The organism is Bradyrhizobium sp. HKCCYLRH2047 (assembly GCF_051168175.1).
Classification (GTDB): domain Bacteria; phylum Pseudomonadota; class Alphaproteobacteria; order Rhizobiales; family Xanthobacteraceae; genus Bradyrhizobium.
Window position 1 is genome coordinate 409,942 of record NZ_JBNPUM010000002.1, and the last position, 19,175, is coordinate 429,116.

Annotated in this window: 18 protein-coding genes; 10 read left to right on the forward strand and 8 right to left on the reverse strand. The window is 63.9% G+C overall.

Annotated features, from left to right (window positions below; translation table 11 throughout):
- Window positions 1–7 precede the first annotated feature (7 nt).
- Window positions 8–883, reverse strand: coding sequence for a MurR/RpiR family transcriptional regulator (locus ACQR1D_RS05415; RefSeq protein ID WP_434893772.1), 876 nt, complete (start codon window positions 881–883; stop codon window positions 8–10).
- Window positions 884–1,049: 166 nt separating this feature from the next.
- On the opposite strand from ACQR1D_RS05415, the gene ACQR1D_RS05420 reads away from it, so the two are divergent.
- Complete coding sequence (locus tag ACQR1D_RS05420) at window positions 1,050–3,398, forward strand: phosphocholine-specific phospholipase C (protein ID WP_316181255.1); 2,349 nt, start codon at window positions 1,050–1,052, stop codon at window positions 3,396–3,398.
- A 57-nt stretch (window positions 3,399–3,455) separates the two neighbouring features.
- Here the strand turns inward: ACQR1D_RS05420 and ACQR1D_RS05425 are convergent, their stop codons facing one another.
- Together ACQR1D_RS05425 and greA are read right to left on the reverse strand one after the other, a co-directional pair.
- The gene (locus ACQR1D_RS05425) at window positions 3,456–3,920 is read right to left on the reverse strand and encodes a metallophosphoesterase family protein (RefSeq protein WP_316218851.1); all 465 of its coding nucleotides are present in this window, start codon (window positions 3,918–3,920) and stop codon (window positions 3,456–3,458) included.
- Window positions 3,921–3,949: 29 nt separating this feature from the next.
- Complete coding sequence (gene greA, locus ACQR1D_RS05430; protein ID WP_434837992.1) at window positions 3,950–4,432, reverse strand: transcription elongation factor GreA; 483 nt, start codon at window positions 4,430–4,432, stop codon at window positions 3,950–3,952.
- Window positions 4,433–4,651: 219 nt separating this feature from the next.
- On the opposite strand from greA, the gene ACQR1D_RS05435 reads away from it, so the two are divergent.
- The 7 genes from ACQR1D_RS05435 (at window position 4,652) to ACQR1D_RS05465 (ending at window position 11,169) form a co-directional block, all read left to right on the forward strand.
- Window positions 4,652–5,467 (forward strand): IclR family transcriptional regulator, encoded by an 816-nt coding sequence (locus ACQR1D_RS05435; protein ID WP_315805698.1) that lies wholly within the window; start codon window positions 4,652–4,654, stop codon window positions 5,465–5,467.
- Between the two features lie 25 nt (window positions 5,468–5,492).
- A complete protein-coding gene (locus ACQR1D_RS05440; protein WP_434837991.1) occupies window positions 5,493–6,437 on the forward strand; it encodes a dihydrodipicolinate synthase family protein in 945 nt (314 codons plus the stop codon).
- Between the two features lie 71 nt (window positions 6,438–6,508).
- Window positions 6,509–7,336 carry an ABC transporter ATP-binding protein gene (locus ACQR1D_RS05445; RefSeq protein ID WP_434837990.1) on the forward strand — a complete coding sequence of 276 codons (828 nt, stop codon included), beginning with the start codon at window positions 6,509–6,511 and terminating at the stop codon, window positions 7,334–7,336.
- Entirely contained in the window at window positions 7,329–8,168 is an 840-nt protein-coding gene (locus ACQR1D_RS05450) for an ABC transporter permease (RefSeq protein WP_316237091.1), read from the forward strand. The genes ACQR1D_RS05445 and ACQR1D_RS05450 overlap by 8 nt, the downstream gene beginning before the upstream one ends.
- Window positions 8,169–8,190: 22 nt before the next feature.
- Window positions 8,191–9,261 carry an ABC transporter substrate-binding protein gene (locus tag ACQR1D_RS05455; RefSeq protein ID WP_316237090.1) on the forward strand — a complete coding sequence of 357 codons (1,071 nt, stop codon included), beginning with the start codon at window positions 8,191–8,193 and terminating at the stop codon, window positions 9,259–9,261.
- Window positions 9,258–9,965, forward strand: a complete 708-nt coding sequence (locus ACQR1D_RS05460) for an SDR family NAD(P)-dependent oxidoreductase (RefSeq protein WP_316218856.1) — start codon at window positions 9,258–9,260, stop codon at window positions 9,963–9,965. The genes ACQR1D_RS05455 and ACQR1D_RS05460 overlap by 4 nt, the downstream gene beginning before the upstream one ends.
- A gap of 34 nt (window positions 9,966–9,999) precedes the next feature.
- Window positions 10,000–11,169 carry a mandelate racemase/muconate lactonizing enzyme family protein gene (locus ACQR1D_RS05465; protein ID WP_434837989.1) on the forward strand — a complete coding sequence of 390 codons (1,170 nt, stop codon included), beginning with the start codon at window positions 10,000–10,002 and terminating at the stop codon, window positions 11,167–11,169.
- 661 nt (window positions 11,170–11,830) lie between these two features.
- Here ACQR1D_RS05465 and ACQR1D_RS05470 read toward each other — a convergent pair.
- The 5 genes from ACQR1D_RS05470 to ACQR1D_RS05490 form a co-directional block, all read right to left on the reverse strand.
- Window positions 11,831–12,814 carry a hypothetical protein gene (locus ACQR1D_RS05470; protein ID WP_434837988.1) on the reverse strand — a complete coding sequence of 328 codons (984 nt, stop codon included), beginning with the start codon at window positions 12,812–12,814 and terminating at the stop codon, window positions 11,831–11,833.
- 196 nt (window positions 12,815–13,010) lie between these two features.
- The gene (locus tag ACQR1D_RS05475; protein ID WP_434837987.1) at window positions 13,011–13,991 is read right to left on the reverse strand and encodes a hypothetical protein; all 981 of its coding nucleotides are present in this window, start codon (window positions 13,989–13,991) and stop codon (window positions 13,011–13,013) included.
- A gap of 19 nt (window positions 13,992–14,010) precedes the next feature.
- Window positions 14,011–14,994: an OmpA family protein gene (locus tag ACQR1D_RS05480; RefSeq protein WP_434837986.1), complete on the reverse strand. Its 984-nt coding sequence runs from the start codon at window positions 14,992–14,994 to the stop codon at window positions 14,011–14,013.
- 906 nt (window positions 14,995–15,900) lie between these two features.
- A complete protein-coding gene (locus ACQR1D_RS05485; protein ID WP_315805711.1) occupies window positions 15,901–16,281 on the reverse strand; it encodes a response regulator in 381 nt (126 codons plus the stop codon).
- 54 nt (window positions 16,282–16,335) lie between these two features.
- Window positions 16,336–17,190 carry an MJ0042-type zinc finger domain-containing protein gene (locus ACQR1D_RS05490; protein ID WP_434837985.1) on the reverse strand — a complete coding sequence of 285 codons (855 nt, stop codon included), beginning with the start codon at window positions 17,188–17,190 and terminating at the stop codon, window positions 16,336–16,338.
- A gap of 214 nt (window positions 17,191–17,404) precedes the next feature.
- Here ACQR1D_RS05490 and ftsE point away from each other — a divergent pair, with 214 nt between their 5' ends.
- A complete protein-coding gene (gene ftsE, locus ACQR1D_RS05495; RefSeq protein WP_315805713.1) occupies window positions 17,405–18,064 on the forward strand; it encodes a cell division ATP-binding protein FtsE in 660 nt (219 codons plus the stop codon).
- Window positions 18,057–19,025, forward strand: coding sequence for a cell division protein FtsX (locus ACQR1D_RS05500; protein ID WP_315805714.1), 969 nt, complete (start codon window positions 18,057–18,059; stop codon window positions 19,023–19,025). The genes ftsE and ACQR1D_RS05500 overlap by 8 nt, the downstream gene beginning before the upstream one ends.
- Window positions 19,026–19,175: the final 150 nt, after the last annotated feature.

The window sequence follows — 19,175 nt, forward strand, 5'->3', positions numbered from 1 at the left end:
GCCGCGTTCAGTAGCGCTTCTCGGACAGGATGCGCGCCGCGTGCTGCAGCCTGTCGACGGAGCGCTCGGTGTCGGTCAGCGCGCAGCAGCTGACCAGCGTGTCGATGATCGCGAGCTGCGCGACGCGGCTGCTCATCGCCTCCGGGCGGTAGCGCGTTTCGTTGGCGACGGTGTAGAGCAGCACCTCGCAATGCGCCGCCAGCGGCGACTTGCCGAGCCGGGTGATGCCGATGGTGCGGGCGCCCGCCGCCTGCGCCAGCCGGGTCGCCAGCACCGTCTCGACCGTGCTGCCCGAATGCGACACGGTGACGGTCGCGACCTCGGGCCCGGTCATCCCCGCGCTGACCGCCTGGACATGCGAATCGACGATGGCATTGGCCGCGAGCCCGAGCTGCAGCAGGCGATACGACAGATCCTGCGCGATCGGCGCCGAGCTGCCGATGCCGTAGATCTCGACCCGCCGCGCCTGCCGCAGCAGCGTCGCCGCCTGCGCCAGCGCGTCCATCGACAAGAGCCGCCGCGTCTCCTGCAGCGAGGCGGCATGCGCGGCGAAGATGTGGTCCGTCACCGTCGCCGGATCGTCGCCGCGATGCAGGTCTTCCTGGATCAGCCTGACAGGCTCGATCAGGTCCCGCGCGAGCATGATCTTGAGCTCCTGGAAGCCCCGCACCCCGACCCGCCGGCAGAACGAGACGATCGTCCCCTCGCTGACGCCGCAGGCTTCCGCGACCTCGGTGATCGACATGTGGATGAACGGCTCCGGCCGGGCGATGACCAGCTCCGCGATCTGCCTGGCCTTGGGCGGCAGCTCGTTCTGCAGCTCACGCACGCGGGCCAGGATGCCGTTCACGCCCTGCCCAGAACGAAAGGTCGATTCCGTCACGCTGCGCCCCGATACTGAGGAAATCTCATTCAGATTCATTTCGTAAATAAAAATTTCACAGCGCTGTCAAGCCGCGCTGATACGCCAGGGACGTTCGCAGGAGCTGGCCGGGCTCGCCCCGCCAATCCTGACGATGGTCTTCAGGATTTCAAAAGGTCGTATCAGCATGACAACACGTCGCGATTTCTTGGCAGGCGCCACAGCGGCGGCTGCCTTCGCCAGCATCCGCCAGGCATTGGCCATTCCGGCGCGGCGCCGGACCGGCACCATTCAGGACGTCAAGCACATCGTCATCCTGATGCAGGAGAACCGCTCGTTCGACCATTACTTCGGCACGCTGCGCGGCGTGCGCGGCTTCGGCGACCGCTTCCCGATCCCGCTCGAGAGCGGCAAGCCGGTCTGGTTCCAGTCCGACGGCAGCCGCGAGATTCCGCCCTATCACCGCGACTCCACGACCTCCAACGCGCTGGTCGGCTATGGCACGCCGCACTCCTTCGGCGACAGCCAGGCGGCGTGGAATCAGGGCAAGATGGGCTATTGGGCGAAGTACAAGACGCCCTATGCGATGGGCTATTTCGGCCGCGACGACATCCCGTTCCAGTTCGCCCTCGCCGAAGCGTTCACGATCTGCGACGCCTACCACGCTTCCATCACCACCGGCACCGATCCGAACCGCATCGTGTTCTGGTCCGGCTCCAACTTCAACCCGGCGCTGCGCGCCCAGGGCATCAACTCCACCACCAACGATTCCGAGCCCAACAACCTGCGCTGCTGGCCGAACCCGCACAATTGGGTCGCCGGCCAGCCGCAGCCGCAGGCCAACTACAAATATGTCGGCAGCGACTTCGCCTGGGATACGCTGCCCGATCTGCTCAACAAGGCCGGCGTGAGCTGGCACATCTATCAGGACATGAACGACAACTGGACCGGCGCAATGCACGGCTGTCTGGCGTTCTCCAGCTTCCGTCACGCCCAGCCGAACGATCCGAACTACGTGCACGGCCTGACCGGCGGCCCGGACTATCTCGACCGGCTGAAGGCCGACGTCATGGCCGGCACCCTGCCGCAGGTGTCGTGGATCCTGCCGACGCAGGCCAATTCCGAGCATCCCGGCGGCGGCAGCCCGACCCGTGCCGGCAATTTTACCGACCAGGTGCTGGAAGCGCTGACGGCCAATCCCGACGTCTGGAGCCAGACCGTCTTCTTCCTGACCTTCGACGAGAATGACGGCTTCTTCGATCATCTGCCGGCCCCCGCGGTGCCGTCCTACGACATCAACGGCAAGCTGATGGGCAAGGCGACCCTGCCGCTCGACGGCGAGTATTTCTCCAACACCGTCGGCAACGTGCTGACCGCGACCGACACGGTCAGCGGCAACATCCGCCCCTGGGGTCTGTCCGCGCGGGTGCCGATGTATGTGGTGTCGCCGTGGAGCAAGGGCGGCTGGGTCAACTCGCAGGTGTTCGACCACACCTCGGTCGGCCGCTTCCTGGAGAAGCGCTTCGGCATCAAGGTCGAGGCGATCAGCCCGTGGCACCGCGCCGTCTCCGGCGATCTCACCTCGGCGTTCGATTTCGCCAGCCCCAACGATCCGCGCTTCCCGGAGCTGCCCGACCAGAGCAACTGGCAGGCGTCGGACGCGCATCAGAAGACCTTGCCGGCGCCGGTTGCGCCCGCGACGCCGCAGCCGCTGTTCCAGGAGAGCGGCGCGCGCTATTCGCGCCCGCTGCCCTACATCCTGCACGCCACCGCGAAGGTCGACGCCGCCGCGGGCAAGGTGAAGCTCTTGTTCGCCAACACCGGCTTTGCCGGCGCCGTGTTCCACGTCTACGACAAGCAGCGTCTCGATCTCATTCCGCGCCGCTACACCGTCGAGGCCGGCAAGATGATCGACGACGAATGGAGCGTCGGCAGCGATGGCCTGTATGATCTCTGGGTGCTCGGCCCGAACGGCTTCCACCGTCACTTCAAGGGTGACCTCGACAAGGTCAGGCCGTCGAATGCCGCCAACCCCGAGATCTTCGTCGGTTACAACGTCTTCGAGGGCGGCCTGCACATGCAGCTGCGCAATGACGGCCATGCCCGCGTGAGCTTCACGGTGAAGTCGAACGAGATCTACGGGCCGTTGCAGGCCGTCACCGCCTCGGTCTCGGCCGCGCTGGAGCCGCAATGTCCGGGCTTCGGTCCGCTGCCCGGCTTCCATCCGGTGGGCTTCGGCGCGGTGCCCGGCTTCCGCTCGGCGCCCGACTTCGATGCTCCGGGCTTCGGCTTTGGCGCGCCGACGTTCTTCCCGGGGCCGAGCCATGGCGGTCCGTCGACCTCGTGGACCGTCAAGGTGTCGGCACCCGGACGCCACGGCGAGCTGTACTGGCACCTGCGCAAGTCCGGCCTGTGGTACGACTTCGTCGTCACCAGCGACACCGACGACAGCTTCTATCGCCGCGTCGCTGGCCACGTCGAGACCGGCCGTCCCTCGTTCAGCGATCCCGGCATGGCGCTGGCCGATCGCTTCTGATCGATGGATCTCATCTGAGTTCGGGGAGGGCGCCCATGGGCGCCCTTTCGCTTTGCGTCAGCCGCTGCCGAGGTCGTGGATCACGGGCGACAGGCTGGCTGAGGAGATATCCAGCGTCGCCAGCGTGATCGGCAGCCTGAAGCGGCGCGGCCCTGCGCTGCCCGGATTCAGGTAGAGCACGCCGTCGCGTGTCTCGACGCCCGCGCGATGCGAATGGCCGGACACGATGATGTCGATACACGCCGTTGCAGGATCGATCGCGAGATCGTGGACGTCATGCACGACATGGACGGCACGTGTGCCGAGCCTGATGGTCTCGGTCGCAGGATAGGCATTCGCCCAGTCTGCCGTGTCGATGTTGCCGCGGATCGCAGTCACCGGCGCGATCGAGCGAAGCTGCTCGACGATGTCGGGGCGGCCGATATCGCCGGCGTGGATGATGTGGTCGACGCCGGCCAGACGTCGCACGGCCTCCGGTCGTAGCAGCCCATGAGTGTCGGAGATGATTCCAACCTTGAGCATCGTTTCCCGCCGGGGTGATGGGCATCGCCTCAGGCGATCGTGAGAATCTCCAGCTCTTGTCCGGTCACCTCGACGACGTCGCCGACCGATTTGCCCATCAGCAGCCGCGCCACCGGTGAGACGTAGGAGATCATGCCGCGCTTCGGATCGGCCTCGTCCTCGCCGACGATCGTGTAGGTCTGCACGCGGCCGTCGCCGCGCTTGAACGTCACGGTGCTGCCGAACGCGATCTGATCGGTCGAGGCCGGTGCCGGCATCGCCTGCGCGGTCCGCACACGCGCTGCAAAGTAGCGCGCGTCGCGCAGCGGCAGCGCCGACTCCCGCCGCCGTTCATTCACGTCCTCGATTTTCTGCGCCGCTTCATAGGCCGTCTGCGCCTGAAGCAGCTGCGCCTCCAGCGCCTTGAGGCCGGCGTCGGTGACGAGGTTCGGATGCGGCGAGACCGGCCGGTCGGGCAGCTGCGTCTCGGCCGCCGTCTCGGCGCTCTCTTCCTTGGTGAATGCGACGCTCACGCGGGACTCCTGAAAAAGGCCGCGAGATATCGCGGCCCTCAGGAGAGATCATGCCGGCTGTGCGGATTTCAAGCCGTGCGCATACGGCGTGCGAGCGCGCTTGACAGATGCGGCTGGGCGCGTTCTAATATTCGAACTATAGTTCGCAATCCGAACCATAGCAAGACAAGATGCGGGTCGTCAAGGCCCGGCGCCAAGCAGGAAACGCGGAGCTCCCCCGTGGACGAGGACAGCAAGGCTGGCAAAAGCGTCGTGCAGTCGCTGGCCAAGGGTTTTCAGGTGCTGAACGCCTTCACGAGCGACGCGCCCGAATTGGTGCTCGCCGACGTCGCGCGCCGCGCCACGCTCGACAAGGGCACCACCTTCCGCTTGCTCAACACCCTCGTGATGCTCGGCTATGTCGAGAAGGTCGGCGACACCAGGCGCTTCCGCCTGACGTTGAAATGCCTCGACCTCGGCTTCAACGCGATCGCTCGCTCGGAGTTGCGCGACCAGGCCCGCCCGATCCTGCGCAGCCTGGTCGGCGAGATGAACGAGGCCGCCTCGCTCGCGGTGCTCGACGGCAGCGACATCGTCTATGTCGAGCGCATCCAGGCGGGCCTCGTCCGGCTCGGCGTCGACGTCCGGATCGGCAGCCGCGCGCCGGTCTATTCCACCGCCGTCGGCCAGGCGATCCTGTCGCTGCTGCCGGTTCAGACGCAGATCGAGGTGCTCGAAGCGCAGCCGCGCATCAAGCGCACCGAAACCACGATCACGGATCTCGACGCGCTGCTGCAGCGCCTGCGCCAGGTGAAGGCCGCCGGCTACGCGCTCTCGAATCAGGAGAATGCACCGGGACTGTGCGTGCTGGCCGCACCGGTCGTCGATCGCGACGGCGTGCCGCTCGCAGCGATCAGCGTCGCCGCCCCGACCATGCGCGTGTCAGCCGATGAGTTCGAGCGCACCGGCGTCGCGCCGCTGCTGCGCGCCGCGGCGCAATTGTCGCGCGCGCTCGAAGCCATGGGCGGCGCCACCGCCACCGTTTCCAGCCGATGACACCAGAACTCATCAGGAGCCTGACATGAACGTCATGACCAACTTCAAGGGGATCATCCCGGCGATCGCCGTCCCCTTCAACGCCGATCACTCGATCGACGAGGCCGAGCTGACGGGCTATGCGGCGTGGCTCGGCAGGCGCCGCGGCATTGTCGGCATCATGACCAACGGCCACACCGGCGAGGTGTTCAGCCTCACCGCAAGAGAGCGCGCGGAGGTGACGCGCATCGTCGCCAGGGCGCTGACCGGCATCTGCCCGACGATCTCCTCCGTCGTCTGCGAAGGCATCAAGGACGGCATCGAGCATGCGCTGATGGCCAAGGAGGCCGGCGCCACCGCGCTCGACATCATGCCGCCGCATCACTGGCTGCGCTTCGGCTTCAAGCGCGAGCACTGCCTGGACTATTTCAACGCCATCGGCGAGGCGACCAGGCTGCCGCTGATCGTGCACGTCTATCCGGCCTGGACCCGCGCCTCGTTCTCCTCCGAGCTGCTCGCCGAGCTCGCCCGGCTCGACCACGTCCAGGCGTTCAAGATCGGCACCCGCGAGATGAACAAATATGCCCGCGACCTCAAGGCAATCCGTGCGGCGGCCCCGGACAAGGCGCTCTTGACCTGCCATGACGAATACCTGCTGGCGTCGATGGTGCAGGGCGTCGACGGCGCGCTGGTCGGCTTCGCCTCGCTGATTCCGGATCTCATCCACGATCTGTTCGCCGCGGTGACGGCCGGTGATCTCAAGCTGGCGATGAAGTTGCAGGCCATGATCGATCCGTTGAAGGACGCGGTGTATGGCGGCGGCGAGCCGACCGGGGAGGCGCATGGCCGCATGAAGGCGGCGATGCAGGTCGCCGGCGTGATCCGCGATGCCACCGTGCGGCCGCCGACGCATGCGCCGAGCGCCGAGGAGATGGCCGCGATCCGCGCCGCGGTAGCCGCGGCCGGGCTGACGGTGCAGGCTGCAGCCTGAGCTTACGAGAGGCGACGGCCGGTGACGGCCGCTGCCTGTGATCATAAAAACAAGAGACCGGGTGGACGCTCATGCTGATGATGGATGTCGACGATGCGCAACGGCGCGCTGCTGACACGCCCGACGATGTGCTGATCGCGATCGACCAGGTCTCGAAGACCTATGTCTCGGCCTCCGGTGCGGCGGTGCATGCGTTGAGCCGGATATCGCTGGACATCAAGCCGGGCGAGTTCGTCTGTGTCGTCGGTCCCTCCGGCTGCGGCAAGAGCACCTTGCTGCGTCTGCTCGCAGGGCTTGATAGTTACGGCGATGGCCGGCTGCTGCTCGATGGCGAGCCCGTCGCCGGTCCCTCGCGCAAGGTCGGCGTCGTGTTCCAGGCCGCCAACCTGCTGCCGTGGATGACGGTGCGCGACAATGTCGGGCTGCCCTTGCGCGTCGGCGGCAGACATGCGCCGGCCGGCGATCGCATCGAACGTCTGCTCGCCGTCACCGGTCTCGGCGATTTCGGCGACAAATATCCCTATGAGCTGTCCGGCGGCATGCAGCAGCGCGCCGGGATCTGCCGCGCCCTGGCGCGCGATCCCGAGATCCTGCTGATGGACGAGCCGTTCGGCGCGCTCGACGCGCTGACCCGCGAGCGTCTGAACCTCGAGCTGCAGCGCATCTGGCAGGAGAACCGCAAGACCATCCTGCTGATCACCCACTCGATCTCGGAAGCCATCTTCCTCGCCGACCGCGTCATCGTGATGTCGGCGCGTCCCGGCCGCATCCTGGCCGATCTCGCCGTTCCCATTCCGCGGCCGCGGTCGTTCGACGACATCGTGCTGCATCCGGACTATGCGCGGCTCGCCAGGGAGGTCCGCGGGCTGCTCAATGCGCAGGAGCATGGCCATGACTGATCTTGCCAACGTCGCCGTGTCAGCCATGTCGCAGAAGCCAGCGAGTCCACGCCGCGGCATCAGCCTGGGATCGCCGATCGCCTGGACCGGTCTCGCGGTGCTGATACTGAGCTGGATCGCCGCGGTCAACCTGCTGAACATCCCGTCCTACATCCTGCCGAAGCCCGAAGCGGTGGTCCGCGCGCTTTGGTCGGGGCTCGCGGTCAGCCCGGCCAGTCCGCTCGGCTACTACCTGCCGCTGTGGAGCACGCTCAGCAACGCCGCTGTCGGCTGCGCCATCGGCGTCGGGCTCGGCCTCGTCATCGGCTCGCTGATGGCCGAGGTCGAGGCCATCGAACGGCTGGTGATGCCCTATGCGTTCGCGCTGCAGAGCCTGCCAAAGGTGGCGATCGCGCCGCTGATCGTGATCTGGTTCGGTTTCGGCGACGGCTCCAAGATCGCGATCTCGGCGCTGCTGTCGTTCTTCCCGGTGCTGATCAACAGCTTCACCGGGCTGCGCGCCGTAGAGCCGGAGCGCGTCGACCTGATGCGCTCGCTGTCGGCGTCGCGGCTCGAGACCTATCGCATCGTCAAGCTGCCCAACGCCGCGCCCTTCATCTTCGCTGGCCTCGACATGGCGGTGGTGTACGCGCTGCTCGGCGCGATCGTCGCCGAGTTCTTGGGCGCTCAGCGCGGCATGGGGGTGGTCATCACCCAGGCGCAAGCCGTCTCCGATGTCGCCGGCGTGTTCGCCGCGCTGATCATTCTCGGCGTGCTCGGCATCGTGCTGCACGGGATCGTGCGCTGGTGCGAGGCCAAGGTCGTGCACTGGGGCGCCAATCGGAGAAAATAGGACAACAGGGAGGGAACGTAGGATGGTTTCGCGCAGGTCATTCCTGAAGAGCAGCGCCAGCGCGGCGCTGCTGGTGAGCGGCGCCCCGGCCGGCCTGATGGCGGCGGACGCCAAGAAGATTCGCTTCGGTGTCGGGCTCAAGGCGCTCAACGCCACCATCATCAATTGCGTGATCGGCGAGGCGCTCGGCTACAACGCGCAGGAAGGGTTCTCGCTCGATGTCCAGGCGCTCGGCACCAATGCCAACGTCCAGGTCGCAACCGACCGCGGCTCCGTCACCATCGGCGTCGGCGTGCCGTCGACGGCGCTGCCGCTGCTCGCCAAGGGCGAATGGGGTGGCGCGAAACTGTTCTATCAATATACCTATCCGTACAAATGGGACATCGCCGTCCCGCCCGGCTCCGCGCTCAAGAGCTACACGGACCTCAAGGGCAAGAAGATCGGCGTGTCCGACTTCGGCGCCACCGAATATCCGGTGACCAAGAACGTGCTGAAGGCGCTCGGCCTCGATCCGGACAAGGATGTGAGCTGGGTCGCGGTCGGCAACGGCACGCCGGCGGGCGTCGCCCTGCAGCGCGGCGTGATCGATGCGCTCGCCTATTTCGATACGGGCTTCGGCCAGATCGAGGCGGCTGGCATCGAGCTGGCCTATCTGCCGCGTCCGACCACGATCCCGATGGTCGGCGGTCAGTTCCTGATGGCGATGCCGCAGACGTTCGAGAAGGACAGGGATCTCCTGGTTGGCTTTGGCCGCTCGGTGTGCAAGGCGTCGCAATTCCTGCTCGCCAATCCGACCGCCGGCGCCAGGGCCTTTCTCAAGATGTACCCGGAGACGGCGCCGCGCGGTGCCAGCGAGGACGCGGCGGTCAAGGCCGTGCTGCAGTCGATCAGCCGCCGGATCAAGCTCTACGCGCCGCCCTATGCCGATACGAAGATGGGCGCGATCAACGAGCAGGAGTTCCGCACCGAGGCCGCGATGAACGGGCTGGACATCAAGGACTACAATGCGCTCTACACCAACGAGCTGATCGACAAGATCAACAATTTCGACGCCGTGAAGGTGAAGGCCGAGGCGGCTGCGTACAAGGGATGACGGTGGAGAGCCACGACAGCAGCACCGATCGCGGCCATGCCGTGGTGACCGGAGCCAGCTCCGGCATCGGCCGCGCGGTTGCCGAGCGCCTGCTTGCCGGCGGCTGGCGCGTAACCGGCATCGACCGTGCAGCCTCGGCGCTGTCGCATCCGCGTTTTGCGAGCTTGCAGGCTGATCTGTCGGACCCGCCTGTGCTCATCGAGGTCCTGGCTGAGGTTGGTACGGTCACCGCGCTCGTCCATGCCGCAGGCTACATGCGGGTCGGCCGGCTTGGCGAGCTCGCACCTGACGACAGTGAGGGCATGTGGCGCGTCCATGTTGGCGCGGCTGAAGCGTTGGCCAACGCGCTGGCGCCTGATATGCGCGAGGGCGGGCGGATCGTGCTGATCGGCAGCCGCACCGCCAACGGCGCGGCCGGCCGCAGCCAGTACGCCGCGACCAAGGCGGCACTCACCGGTCTCGCGCGCTCCTGGGCGATCGAGCTGGCGCCGCGCCAAGTCACCGTCAACGTCATCGCGCCAGCCGCCACGGACACGCCGTTCCTGCGCGACCCCAGCCGCGCCGGCACCGCGCCGGTGCTGCCGCCGATGGGCCGCTACGTCGATCCAGGCGAAGTGGCCGCGCTCACCGCCTTCCTGCTGTCGCCGGAAGCGGCTGCCATCACCGGACAGACCATCACCATCTGCGCCGGCGCCTCGCTCTGACGCGGCGCTCGCGACCACGATCAGGAGATTGACCATGACCGTTCGTATCGTCGACGTCCGCGAGGTGACGAAGCCGATCTCATCGCCGATCCGCAATGCCTATATCGATTTCACCAAGATGACGTCGAGCCTCGTTGCGGTCATCACCAATGTCGAGCGCAACGGGCATCCCGTGGTCGGCTACGGCTTCAACTCCAACGGCCGCTACGGCCAGGGCGGCCTGATTCGCGAGCGGTTTCGCGCGCGACTCCTCGAGGCGGATCCCGCCTCGCTGCTCGATGCCACCAAGGACAACATCGATCCGGACAGGGCCTGGACGGCGATGATGATGAACGAGAAGCCCGGCGGTCACGGCGAGCGCTCGGTCGCGGTCGGCACGTTGGACATGGCAATCTGGGACGCTGTTGCCAAGATCGCCGACAAGCCGCTGTTCCGTCTGCTCGCGGAGCGCCACAACCGCAAGGCCGATCCGCGCGTGTTCGTCTACGCCGCCGGCGGCTATTACTATCCCGGCAAGGATCTCTCGGCGCTGCGCCGGGAGATGCGCGGCTATCTCGAGCGCGGCTACACCGTCGTGAAGATGAAGATCGGCGGCGCGCCGATCGATGAGGACCGCGAACGCATCGAGGCCGTGCTCGCCGAGATCGGCCCGAGCAACCAACTCGCCGTCGATGCCAATGGCCGCTTCGACCTGGAGACAGCGATCGCCTACGCCAAGATTCTGCGCGACTATCCGCTGTTCTGGTACGAGGAGGCGGGCGATCCGCTCGACTATCATCTGCAGGCGACGCTCGCCGATTTCTATCCCGGCCCGATGGCGACCGGCGAGAACCTGTTCAGCCACCAGGACGCCCGCAACCTGATCCGCTATGGCGGCATGCGTCCGGACCGCGACTGGCTGCAGTTCGACTGCGCGCTGTCATACGGCCTGTGCGAATATCTGCGCACGCTCGACGTGCTCAGGACCTATGGCTGGTCGCCGTCGCGTTGCATCCCGCATGGCGGCCACCAGATGTCGCTCAACATCGCCGCCGGCCTCGGCCTCGGCGGCAATGAGAGCTACCCCGACCTGTTCCAGCCCTATGGCGGCTTCCCCGACGGCGTGAAGGTGATCGACGGCCACATCACGATGCCCGACCTCCCCGGCATCGGCTTCGAGGGCAAGTCGGATCTGCATGCGGAGATGCGCGCGCTGAGCGCGTGAGGCACGAGCCTCGTACCAAAAGCTGACGACCTTCACTCCGGGGCAAGACCGCAGACCTTGAACCGGGAATCTCGAGATGGCCTTGCGTCCAGTCTGAGACGCGACTGTTCGGCTGCGTCATGCTGTCGAACGAACGCCGCGATGCTCGGTCTCGACTACCCGATGGCAATCATAACAGCTTTGCTCGAACTGCCCGTCGACCTAGTTTGATGCACCGAGTCAATCTCGCTTAGCGAGTTCAGAGGGACCTTGCTTATGCAGCACGGGCACAACCAAGCTCAGCGAGCTCCTCGAAGCAGCCATCCGTGTATGTCGGGCCCAACCTGTCATTGCTACTTCAGAAATTCTGTGTCTCGTAGGCTACTTCTCTTTGCCGTCCGCGAAGAATGGAGAACCGCGTTTCATCCGTCGCTAGCAGATGTCGCTGGACCAAGTTTCAGCGGTGGGTTGGAAGGGCACACCTGACGTCTGCCTTCAAACGAGCAGAACCGACTTGGCGGTTCTCCGCAGCGTTTTGTAAGTTCTTTATGAGAAACGCAGCGCCCGGTAGTGTCTCGCCATCCTGGTCCGCCCTTGCAGCCGCAGCCTTCGCAACGGCATGCGGCAACCTCCAGAGTTGAGCTGGCGAGAGACGCGGCCAGCATCGTGGCGGCAAATGCCGTCATGGCTTTTGAAACCTTAAGGTATACTTGGCTTCCTGATTTCCCTCTCTGAAGACTTCTTTGGCTTCGGTTTTCAAGCTGCCTTCGAATGAGATGTCTTTTTTACCTTGTAGATTGATACGGTCACCCTTTCGGAAATATGGTGACTGGGTCATCGGGGGGACCGACTCTGATGCGTTGGCCGAAAGTTTGCACTGTTCTCCTTCGCACTCCAGTGAGCCCTCAAAGGGTAGATATAATTGATTTCGACCCACGACGAACGTTATCCAGCCCACGGTCTGGGATTTGCTCGGCGTAGAATAGAAAATGCGCGCCAAGCCTTGACTGTTTCCGCCTTCGAAAGTGCCTTCCAGCCGAGTGATGCTCGAATAAGGGTCATTCGATTGGGCGGGGAGCGATGAAGAAAATGACTTAAGGTGAGCCCAACTCGTCAGTAGGTACGCTTCAAAGATCTTTTCTCTAGCCTGCAAATTGATCTGGGGATCACTGGCGTCGGACACGCCAAAAATTGATACGTCGGCTCCATAAAAAGTGGCGGGATATTTTGAGGCCAGCGAATTGATATACTTGGCCGTATCGGAGGAACTTTCCACGTCGGGATCTAGGAGGGACGCGTCAGTGTAGACGATGATGCGGTAGAAAGCTGAGCGTTCCGCGAACCGGTTCTTGTCGAACGCGAGCGCTCCCAAAATATTCTTCCGTTTTCCGCTTTGGAACTTTCCTGCGCTCACCAAGAGTTTGTCCAGCGCATTTCTCAATCGTGCATCAAACGTCTGCAGGTTCTCGCGCTGTTGGTCTTCCGGGTCTGGTGACGTCAATTTGTCCCACTGGCTGCGGCCTATGCGGGTAGACTCAATTTCGGACTTGGTGAGCGTCGGGTAACATAGGTCGAATGCTTGGTCGGTCTCGAACGTATTTGGATTTACCGCGAGTATCGTTAGTGGTTCTCTGGCGCCAAGCTCAAGCCGGTTGATAAGCGTCAATCCCCACTCCGTACGTGCCTTTGAAATTGACGATATGTCGACGTACACAAGCGTTCGTCTATGTGTCGCGGGTGGCGACTTGCATATCTGTTCAATGTTGTTCTGGTTAAGTATTTGCGCGTCTACGACTGATGTAAGAGAGGCCAGTAGGCAAAGAAGCGCAATAAATCGTCCAATTGCACTCATGAGGGGGTCCCTACGTGTCTAGGCGCGCCAAAGTACCTCTAATTTCTTCCGATAGGTTCTTGTATTCCTTGAGAGCGACTTCGTTTTTTTTGCGCTCCCGTTGATAAAACGCCGTTACGCGTGTCTGTTCACGCTCAAACGGTTGGCGCGCCTTCTGCAGTCTCTTGTTGGATCGAAGTAACTCTCGATACGCGTCGCGCAGATGCGGTACTTTCTCGCTTGCGAGATAGGAATACAGAACTCCCAAGCCCCAAACGAACATATTCAGCCCGATAGTTGGTCCGAGGTTTTGCCAAACCATCGATGCGTTGGATCCACCAAACGTGCCAGGGGCATCCGAGCCGAGTCCGAGTTGCTCGGAGATGGCTTGATATCGCAGCCAGACGACGACACCCAAAGCGCATATCAAGAGAATGGTCGCAATTAGCACCGAGAGCTTGCGTCCGAGCTCGTTTCGATATTCGACCGATGGATGCAGGATCTCAGCAAGCTGCTTTAGGTATTCGCCATGAAAGTGGCTCGCGATAGCGAAGATCATTGCAACCAGAATGGTTCCAGCTCCAGCCACCAGCGGCACAAACTTGGCCATGAAGGTCGATAGATTGACGTACCACTCTGCAACGCCAATGCCGATGAGCGGTATGACATAGAGCACGGGCGAGAGATTTCGAGGGTACGCTCCCCCGTTGACTTGGCGTAGTTCTTGGAATGTTTGATCTCTCGCCTTTTGCTCGGCGTTGGCGCGCAAGTATTTCTGATTGTTGTTCAGCTGAGACCAGTTTGCGCTGATCTCCGCATTCTCCCTTTCGTCTAGTTCGGCTAAGTAGTTGCTTGCCCTAATTTCGATGTCGCTGGAAAGGCGGTCGTCGAAGTTCTTTAGTTGTACAATCAACTGGCGGCGAGCGTCAGCATCAACGCGCTTCGTGCGAAGCATTTGGTTTGCGGCCTTCAGGCCGAATTGAGCTTCTTCAGCGAGCGTATCGGACGGCATTATCTTGGGATCCAAAAACCTATTCTTGCATAAGTTCCTTAAGAGAGGGCCGAGCGAGGACCTCGTTCGGTATCAATGGACGACTGATCGGAGTTGATCCGGTCTGAATCGCGTCGCGGCTCAATTCAATATATGCGGTTGCGCTTCTTCCAGTGGGGCCGTCAAAGACTGGAATGCGGACTTCTTTGTTGCATTCGGGGTTTGGCTGCCCTGCCGGGACATCTTGGTCGTTGCGATGGCACGGATCGAATTTTATCGTTTCGGCTGCCTTGCGTGTTGCGCCTGGAACATCGGACACGAAAAATTCGACGCGACGGTTCTGCGCTCGTCCCTCGCTGGTCTTGTTTGTCGCGATGGGTTGCGCTTCTCCCATGGGCACCAATCCAAGAAGCGTCTCAGGGACGCCGTTCTCCTTTAGCTTGATCGCAACAGCGCGGGCGCGCAAATCTGATAGTGCGCTATTGTATTCGTCGGAGCCAATGGAGTCGGTGTGACCAACAATGAGGACTGACCGCGCGGATTTATCTGCAATGACTGTCTTCGCCAGATCAAGGATGGCTTTCTCGGCAGCCCTTTCGATTTCGGATTTGTTAAACGCGAAGAAGACCGTGCTCCTAAATCTGATGTGCGAAACCGGTACGGGGATCTCGATACCAGGTAGCGAGCCCGGAGGTATCAAGATGACCACGTATTCGAAATTGTACTCGGCGGACGCTGCTTTTAGGGTGCGAAAGGCTTGATCGCGAGCGCGTTGGTTCTGCGTCAAATCGCGAATATTTACACCGGCATATCCCAATGTTGCACCGCAAATAGAAGCTCCCGCCACTAGGATGGCGACTGGCCAACGAAGCTTCCGCCCATTCGCTCTTACGTGCACCAATGCTGGTTTCCTCCCCGACCGCAGATTACTCATACTATCTTTACGAGCAAACGCTTTCTTTGCTCTCCGGGCTGGTGGGTAGCATTTCCGGTAGTCTTTTCTGTTCTTGGCGCGCTTCAGCACGTTGCACGTCCCGCTCTGCGCAAAAAAATAGATCTTCTGTTTTCCGGAATTTGTGCTATATATGGTTATCCCGCCTCACTCGGAGGGGCGTTGCGCGCGATCGTCACGACACGCGAGGCGGGGAGGCGATGGCCGTGAGAGCTCGCAGCATGTCCTGACGGATATGCGGACGAACGATGTTCTTGCGGACGGTCAAGTCGCGTGGTCCTGGCCTCCCGACGCTGAGGTCAAGTTCGCGAGGGTGCTGGTGCATCACGTGGACGACGGTGGCCAACAAGCCCGTCGCACCGGGGAGATCGCGAAGCAGCCGTAAGCCCATCGTGCAGGGAATGCCGGATGATCGGCTGAACCTGTGGTACCTGCCGCCTGCATTTTTTTCGCAGGCGGGCCATGGGTGAGGCCTTCACCCGGCATTCCCTGCGCCCTCCGACTTCTTGGAGGGTGAATAGGATCAGCAGAACTCGGGCGGGATACGCCGCGGGAATGCGAGCGCGTGCCACAGTATGAGTTGGGAGACGAGATGCCCGCCCCCCGCATCATTGCTCTGCGCTCGCGATGACGGATGAGAGAGGGTCGTGCGCCTTCGACGACCATTCAAGAGCTGCAAAGCGTCAGCTGACCCCCTCGCGTTCGCGCTGCATTCCAATGTCGTCCCGGGCAAGCCGCCAGCGCGCGCAAGCGCGGCGGCGGCGCCGACCCGGGACCCAAAACCATAGGGAGGTGGGATTGCGCAAGATGGAGGACCAGCAGCGCGTCTCAACGATCGCCGGTGGTTATGGGCCCCGGCGTTCGCCGGGACGGCAGCGCAGAGTGGAGCGCCATCGAGGATCGCTGCGAACGATCCGCGCAGCCGGTGATGCGATGCGCCGGCGATGCCCGCGCCAAGGCGATGGCCACGCGTCCGCCCTACGCCTTCGCCGCCTTCGACGCCAGCGCATCGGCCACCGCGGTGCGGATGTCGGCGACCGAGAACGGCTTGGTGATGACGTCGTGAGCGATTGCGCTGAGATTCGACGCCCGCTCGCGCTGATGGGCAAAGCCGGTCATCAGCAGGATGGTCAGGTCGGGAAAATCGCGTGCTGCCGACAGCGCCAGCGCGATGCCGTCCATGATGGGCATCTGGATGTCGGTCAGCAACAGGTCGAAGGCGCCGGCCTCGCGCGTCAGGATGTCGAGTGCCTCGGCACCGTCCTGCGCCGTCACGATCTCATGTCCATCCATGGCAATGGCGCGCGCGACCAAGGTCCGCATCGAATCTTCGTCGTCGGCGATCAGCACGCGCGACATGTCGTTTCGTCTCCGTGTCGTGGGCCCCGCGGGCGACCCACGAGACCGGAACCATCATGCACTGCCGGCGGCGAGATCGCGCCGGTTGAAGAACCGTACATCGATATTGCGGCCTTCGGGAGGGGGCGAGGCGAGCCGCGACTTGAACGTCGTGCGCTCACCGGGCTTGAGCGCGGTCTGCTCGAGCAGGGTGTTCCAGGCGTAGATCTCGGTGCCCTGCGCGTCACGGACACTGAAGCGCAGCCGCGGCAGGTCGACCGGTTTCTTCGTCAGGCTGACGATCGTCCCCTCGATCACCAGCACCGGCTTGCCGTCGACGGTTTCGGTCGCGACCTTCACGTCCTTGAAGCTCAGGCCGCGCAGGTTCACCTCGAGCCCGACCAGCTTGTAGAACGACGCCGTCTGCGGCAGCAGCCTGACGACGTCGGCGCGCCACACCACCAGCGCAATCGTGAGCGCCGCCATGGCGGCCGTCAGCACCGGCAGGTTCAACAGCCTATTGCCCGGGACATCCGGCAATTTCGGGCGCCTGATGAGCTTGCGGAGACCGGCGAGGCGCGAAGCCCCGCTCTGCACCGGCTGCTCGGCCTCTTCGGTGTCGTCCTCGGGCTCGGCGAGCGCGTCCTCGGGCCAGCCGGCGGCCAGCGGCGGACTTTCCACATCGGGTGTCCGTTCGTCGTCGTCTTCCTGGCGGGCGAGGGCTTCCCACTCGTCGGCGGCGTCACGCGGCGCGGCGGCCGCGCCGGCCTCCGCCATGGCAGGTATGGGGGCGGGCGCCTCGACCGCATCCTCCGGTCGCGCCAGCCAGACCTCCTTGCAACGGGAACAGCGTACGCTGCGGCCGGCCATACCCAGGGTTGCCAAGTCGATGGCATAAGATGTCGTACAATGAGGGCAAACGATGAACATCGCGCCGGTTCTCCAACGGCCATTGCCGCTTTGTTTCCGACAGTTCGTGCTACAAGGACCGCCATGTCGACGAACTTCGGAACTCAATCGCGCCAATGGTACACGGCGACCGTTAACGAACCGGAAACCATAACGGGCGCTCAATCGGGCCATCGTACCGCTGAGCTTGGAGCGTGCGGGTCTGCCGCGCACGCGGTCGAACGGAGCTGACGCTTTGGTTCGGTTCGAAAATGTTGGGCTGCGCTATGGACTGGGGCCGGAGATCCTCCGCGACCTCAGTTTCCAGGTTCCGGCCCATTCCTTCCAGTTTCTCACTGGCCCGTCGGGCGCCGGCAAGACCTCGCTGCTGAAGCTGCTGTTCCTGTCGCTGCGGCCGACCCGCGGCCTGGTCAATCTGTTCGGCTACGACATCTCGCTGCTCAGCAAGGAGGAGATCGCCGATCTGCGCAAGCGCATCGGCATCGTGCTGCAGGATTTCCGGCTGCTCGACCACATGACGACCTACGAGAACGTGGCGCTGCCGTTTCGGGTCATGGGCCGCGACGAATCGAGCTACCGCAAGGAGGTCATCGACCTGCTGAAATGGGTCGGTCTCGGCGAGCGCATGGATGCGCTGCCGCCGATCCTGTCGGGCGGCGAGAAGCAGCGCGCGGCGATCGCGCGCGCCGTGATCTCGCGGCCGCAGCTGCTGCTCGCGGACGAGCCGACCGGCAACGTCGATCCGACACTGGGTCGCCGCCTTCTGCGGCTATTCATCGAGCTGAACCGCTCGGGCACGGCGGTGATCATCGCAACCCATGACATCACGCTGATGGACCAATACGAGGCCCGCCGGCTGGTGCTGCATCAGGGACGATTGCACATCTATGAGTAGCGTAGACGATCGCGGCCTTCTGGTCGATCTCGGCGACGACCGCCCGCAACTGCCGGCGCAGGCCCGCATCGTGTCGCCGATCGTGCCGCGCGCCTCGATCGCGGGCCGCGCGCTGGTCGCCGTGGTCGCGATCATGACCTTCCTGGCCTCGATCACGACCGGTGGCGTGCTGCTGGTCAGCGAGTCCGCGGCCGAGTGGCAGTCGGAGGTGGCGAGCGAGATCACGGTCCAGGTCCGTCCCAAGACCGGCCGCGACATCGAGCGTGACATTGCCCTGGTGACGGACGCGATGCGGGGGCAGTCGGGCATCGTCGAGGTCCGGCCCTTTACCAAGGAGGAATCCAGCAAGCTGCTGGAGCCGTGGCTCGGCAGCGGCCTGTCGTTCGACGAGCTTCCGGTGCCGCGCGTGATCATTGCGCGCGTCCAGCCCGGCACCAGCTTCGATCTCAACGCCCTGCGCACCCGCGTGACCCAGGTTGCGCCGACCGCCAGCGTGGACGACCATCGCGCCTGGATCGAGCGGATGCGCTCGATGACCGGCGCGACCCTGTTTGCAGGCTTCGGCATTCTCGTGCTGGTGATCGCGGCCACCATCATCTCGGTGTCGTTCGCGACCCGCGGCGCGATGGCCGCGAACCGGCCGATCGTCGAGGTGCTGCACTTCGTCGGCGCCGGTGACCGCTACATCGCCAATCACTTCCTGCGGCACTTCCTGCAGCTCGGACTGGAGGGGGGCGTGATCGGCGGCGGCCTTGCGATGCTCGGATTCGGGTTCTCGGAGTCGATCGCCAACTGGTTCTCTGGCACCCCCGTCGGCGATCAGTTCGCGGCGTTGCTGGGGACGTTCTCGCTGCGCCCGCTCGGCTATGTCGCGATCGCGCTGCAGGCCGTGGTGATCGCCGCGGTGACCGGCTGGGCCGCACGCCGGACCCTGTTCACGACGCTGGCGAGCATCGACTGATGGCGGCTTCTATCCCCAGCCGTCTCGTTGCGGATTTCACTTGGCCCGAAAACCGCCTAAAATCGTCTGCGCCGGGATGAGGCAGGACGGGGTGAGCTGGGTCACGAACACGGCGGAGGTCGCGCGCCAGGATCGGCGGCGAGCGAACGT

What these genes read in the sequence shown, in the direction of transcription:
- ACQR1D_RS05440 (WP_434837991.1), top strand. Translation starts at nt 5,493, where the DNA reads ATGAACGTCATGACCAACTTCAAGGGGATCATCCCGGCGATCGCCGTC.
- ACQR1D_RS05445 (WP_434837990.1), top strand. Translation starts at nt 6,509, where the DNA reads ATGCTGATGATGGATGTCGACGATGCGCAACGGCGCGCTGCTGACACG.
- ACQR1D_RS05460 (WP_316218856.1), top strand. Translation starts at nt 9,258, where the DNA reads ATGACGGTGGAGAGCCACGACAGCAGCACCGATCGCGGCCATGCCGTG.
- ACQR1D_RS05475 (WP_434837987.1), bottom strand. Translation starts at nt 13,991, where the DNA reads ATGCCGTCCGATACGCTCGCTGAAGAAGCTCAATTCGGCCTGAAGGCC.
- ACQR1D_RS05465 (WP_434837989.1), top strand. Translation starts at nt 10,000, where the DNA reads ATGACCGTTCGTATCGTCGACGTCCGCGAGGTGACGAAGCCGATCTCA.
- ACQR1D_RS05490 (WP_434837985.1), bottom strand. Translation starts at nt 17,190, where the DNA reads ATGTTCATCGTTTGCCCTCATTGTACGACATCTTATGCCATCGACTTG.
- ACQR1D_RS05500 (WP_315805714.1), top strand. Translation starts at nt 18,057, where the DNA reads ATGAGTAGCGTAGACGATCGCGGCCTTCTGGTCGATCTCGGCGACGAC.
- ACQR1D_RS05420 (WP_316181255.1), top strand. Translation starts at nt 1,050, where the DNA reads ATGACAACACGTCGCGATTTCTTGGCAGGCGCCACAGCGGCGGCTGCC.
- ACQR1D_RS05485 (WP_315805711.1), bottom strand. Translation starts at nt 16,281, where the DNA reads ATGTCGCGCGTGCTGATCGCCGACGACGAAGATTCGATGCGGACCTTG.
- ACQR1D_RS05455 (WP_316237090.1), top strand. Translation starts at nt 8,191, where the DNA reads ATGGTTTCGCGCAGGTCATTCCTGAAGAGCAGCGCCAGCGCGGCGCTG.
- ACQR1D_RS05425 (WP_316218851.1), bottom strand. Translation starts at nt 3,920, where the DNA reads ATGCTCAAGGTTGGAATCATCTCCGACACTCATGGGCTGCTACGACCG.
- ACQR1D_RS05450 (WP_316237091.1), top strand. Translation starts at nt 7,329, where the DNA reads ATGACTGATCTTGCCAACGTCGCCGTGTCAGCCATGTCGCAGAAGCCA.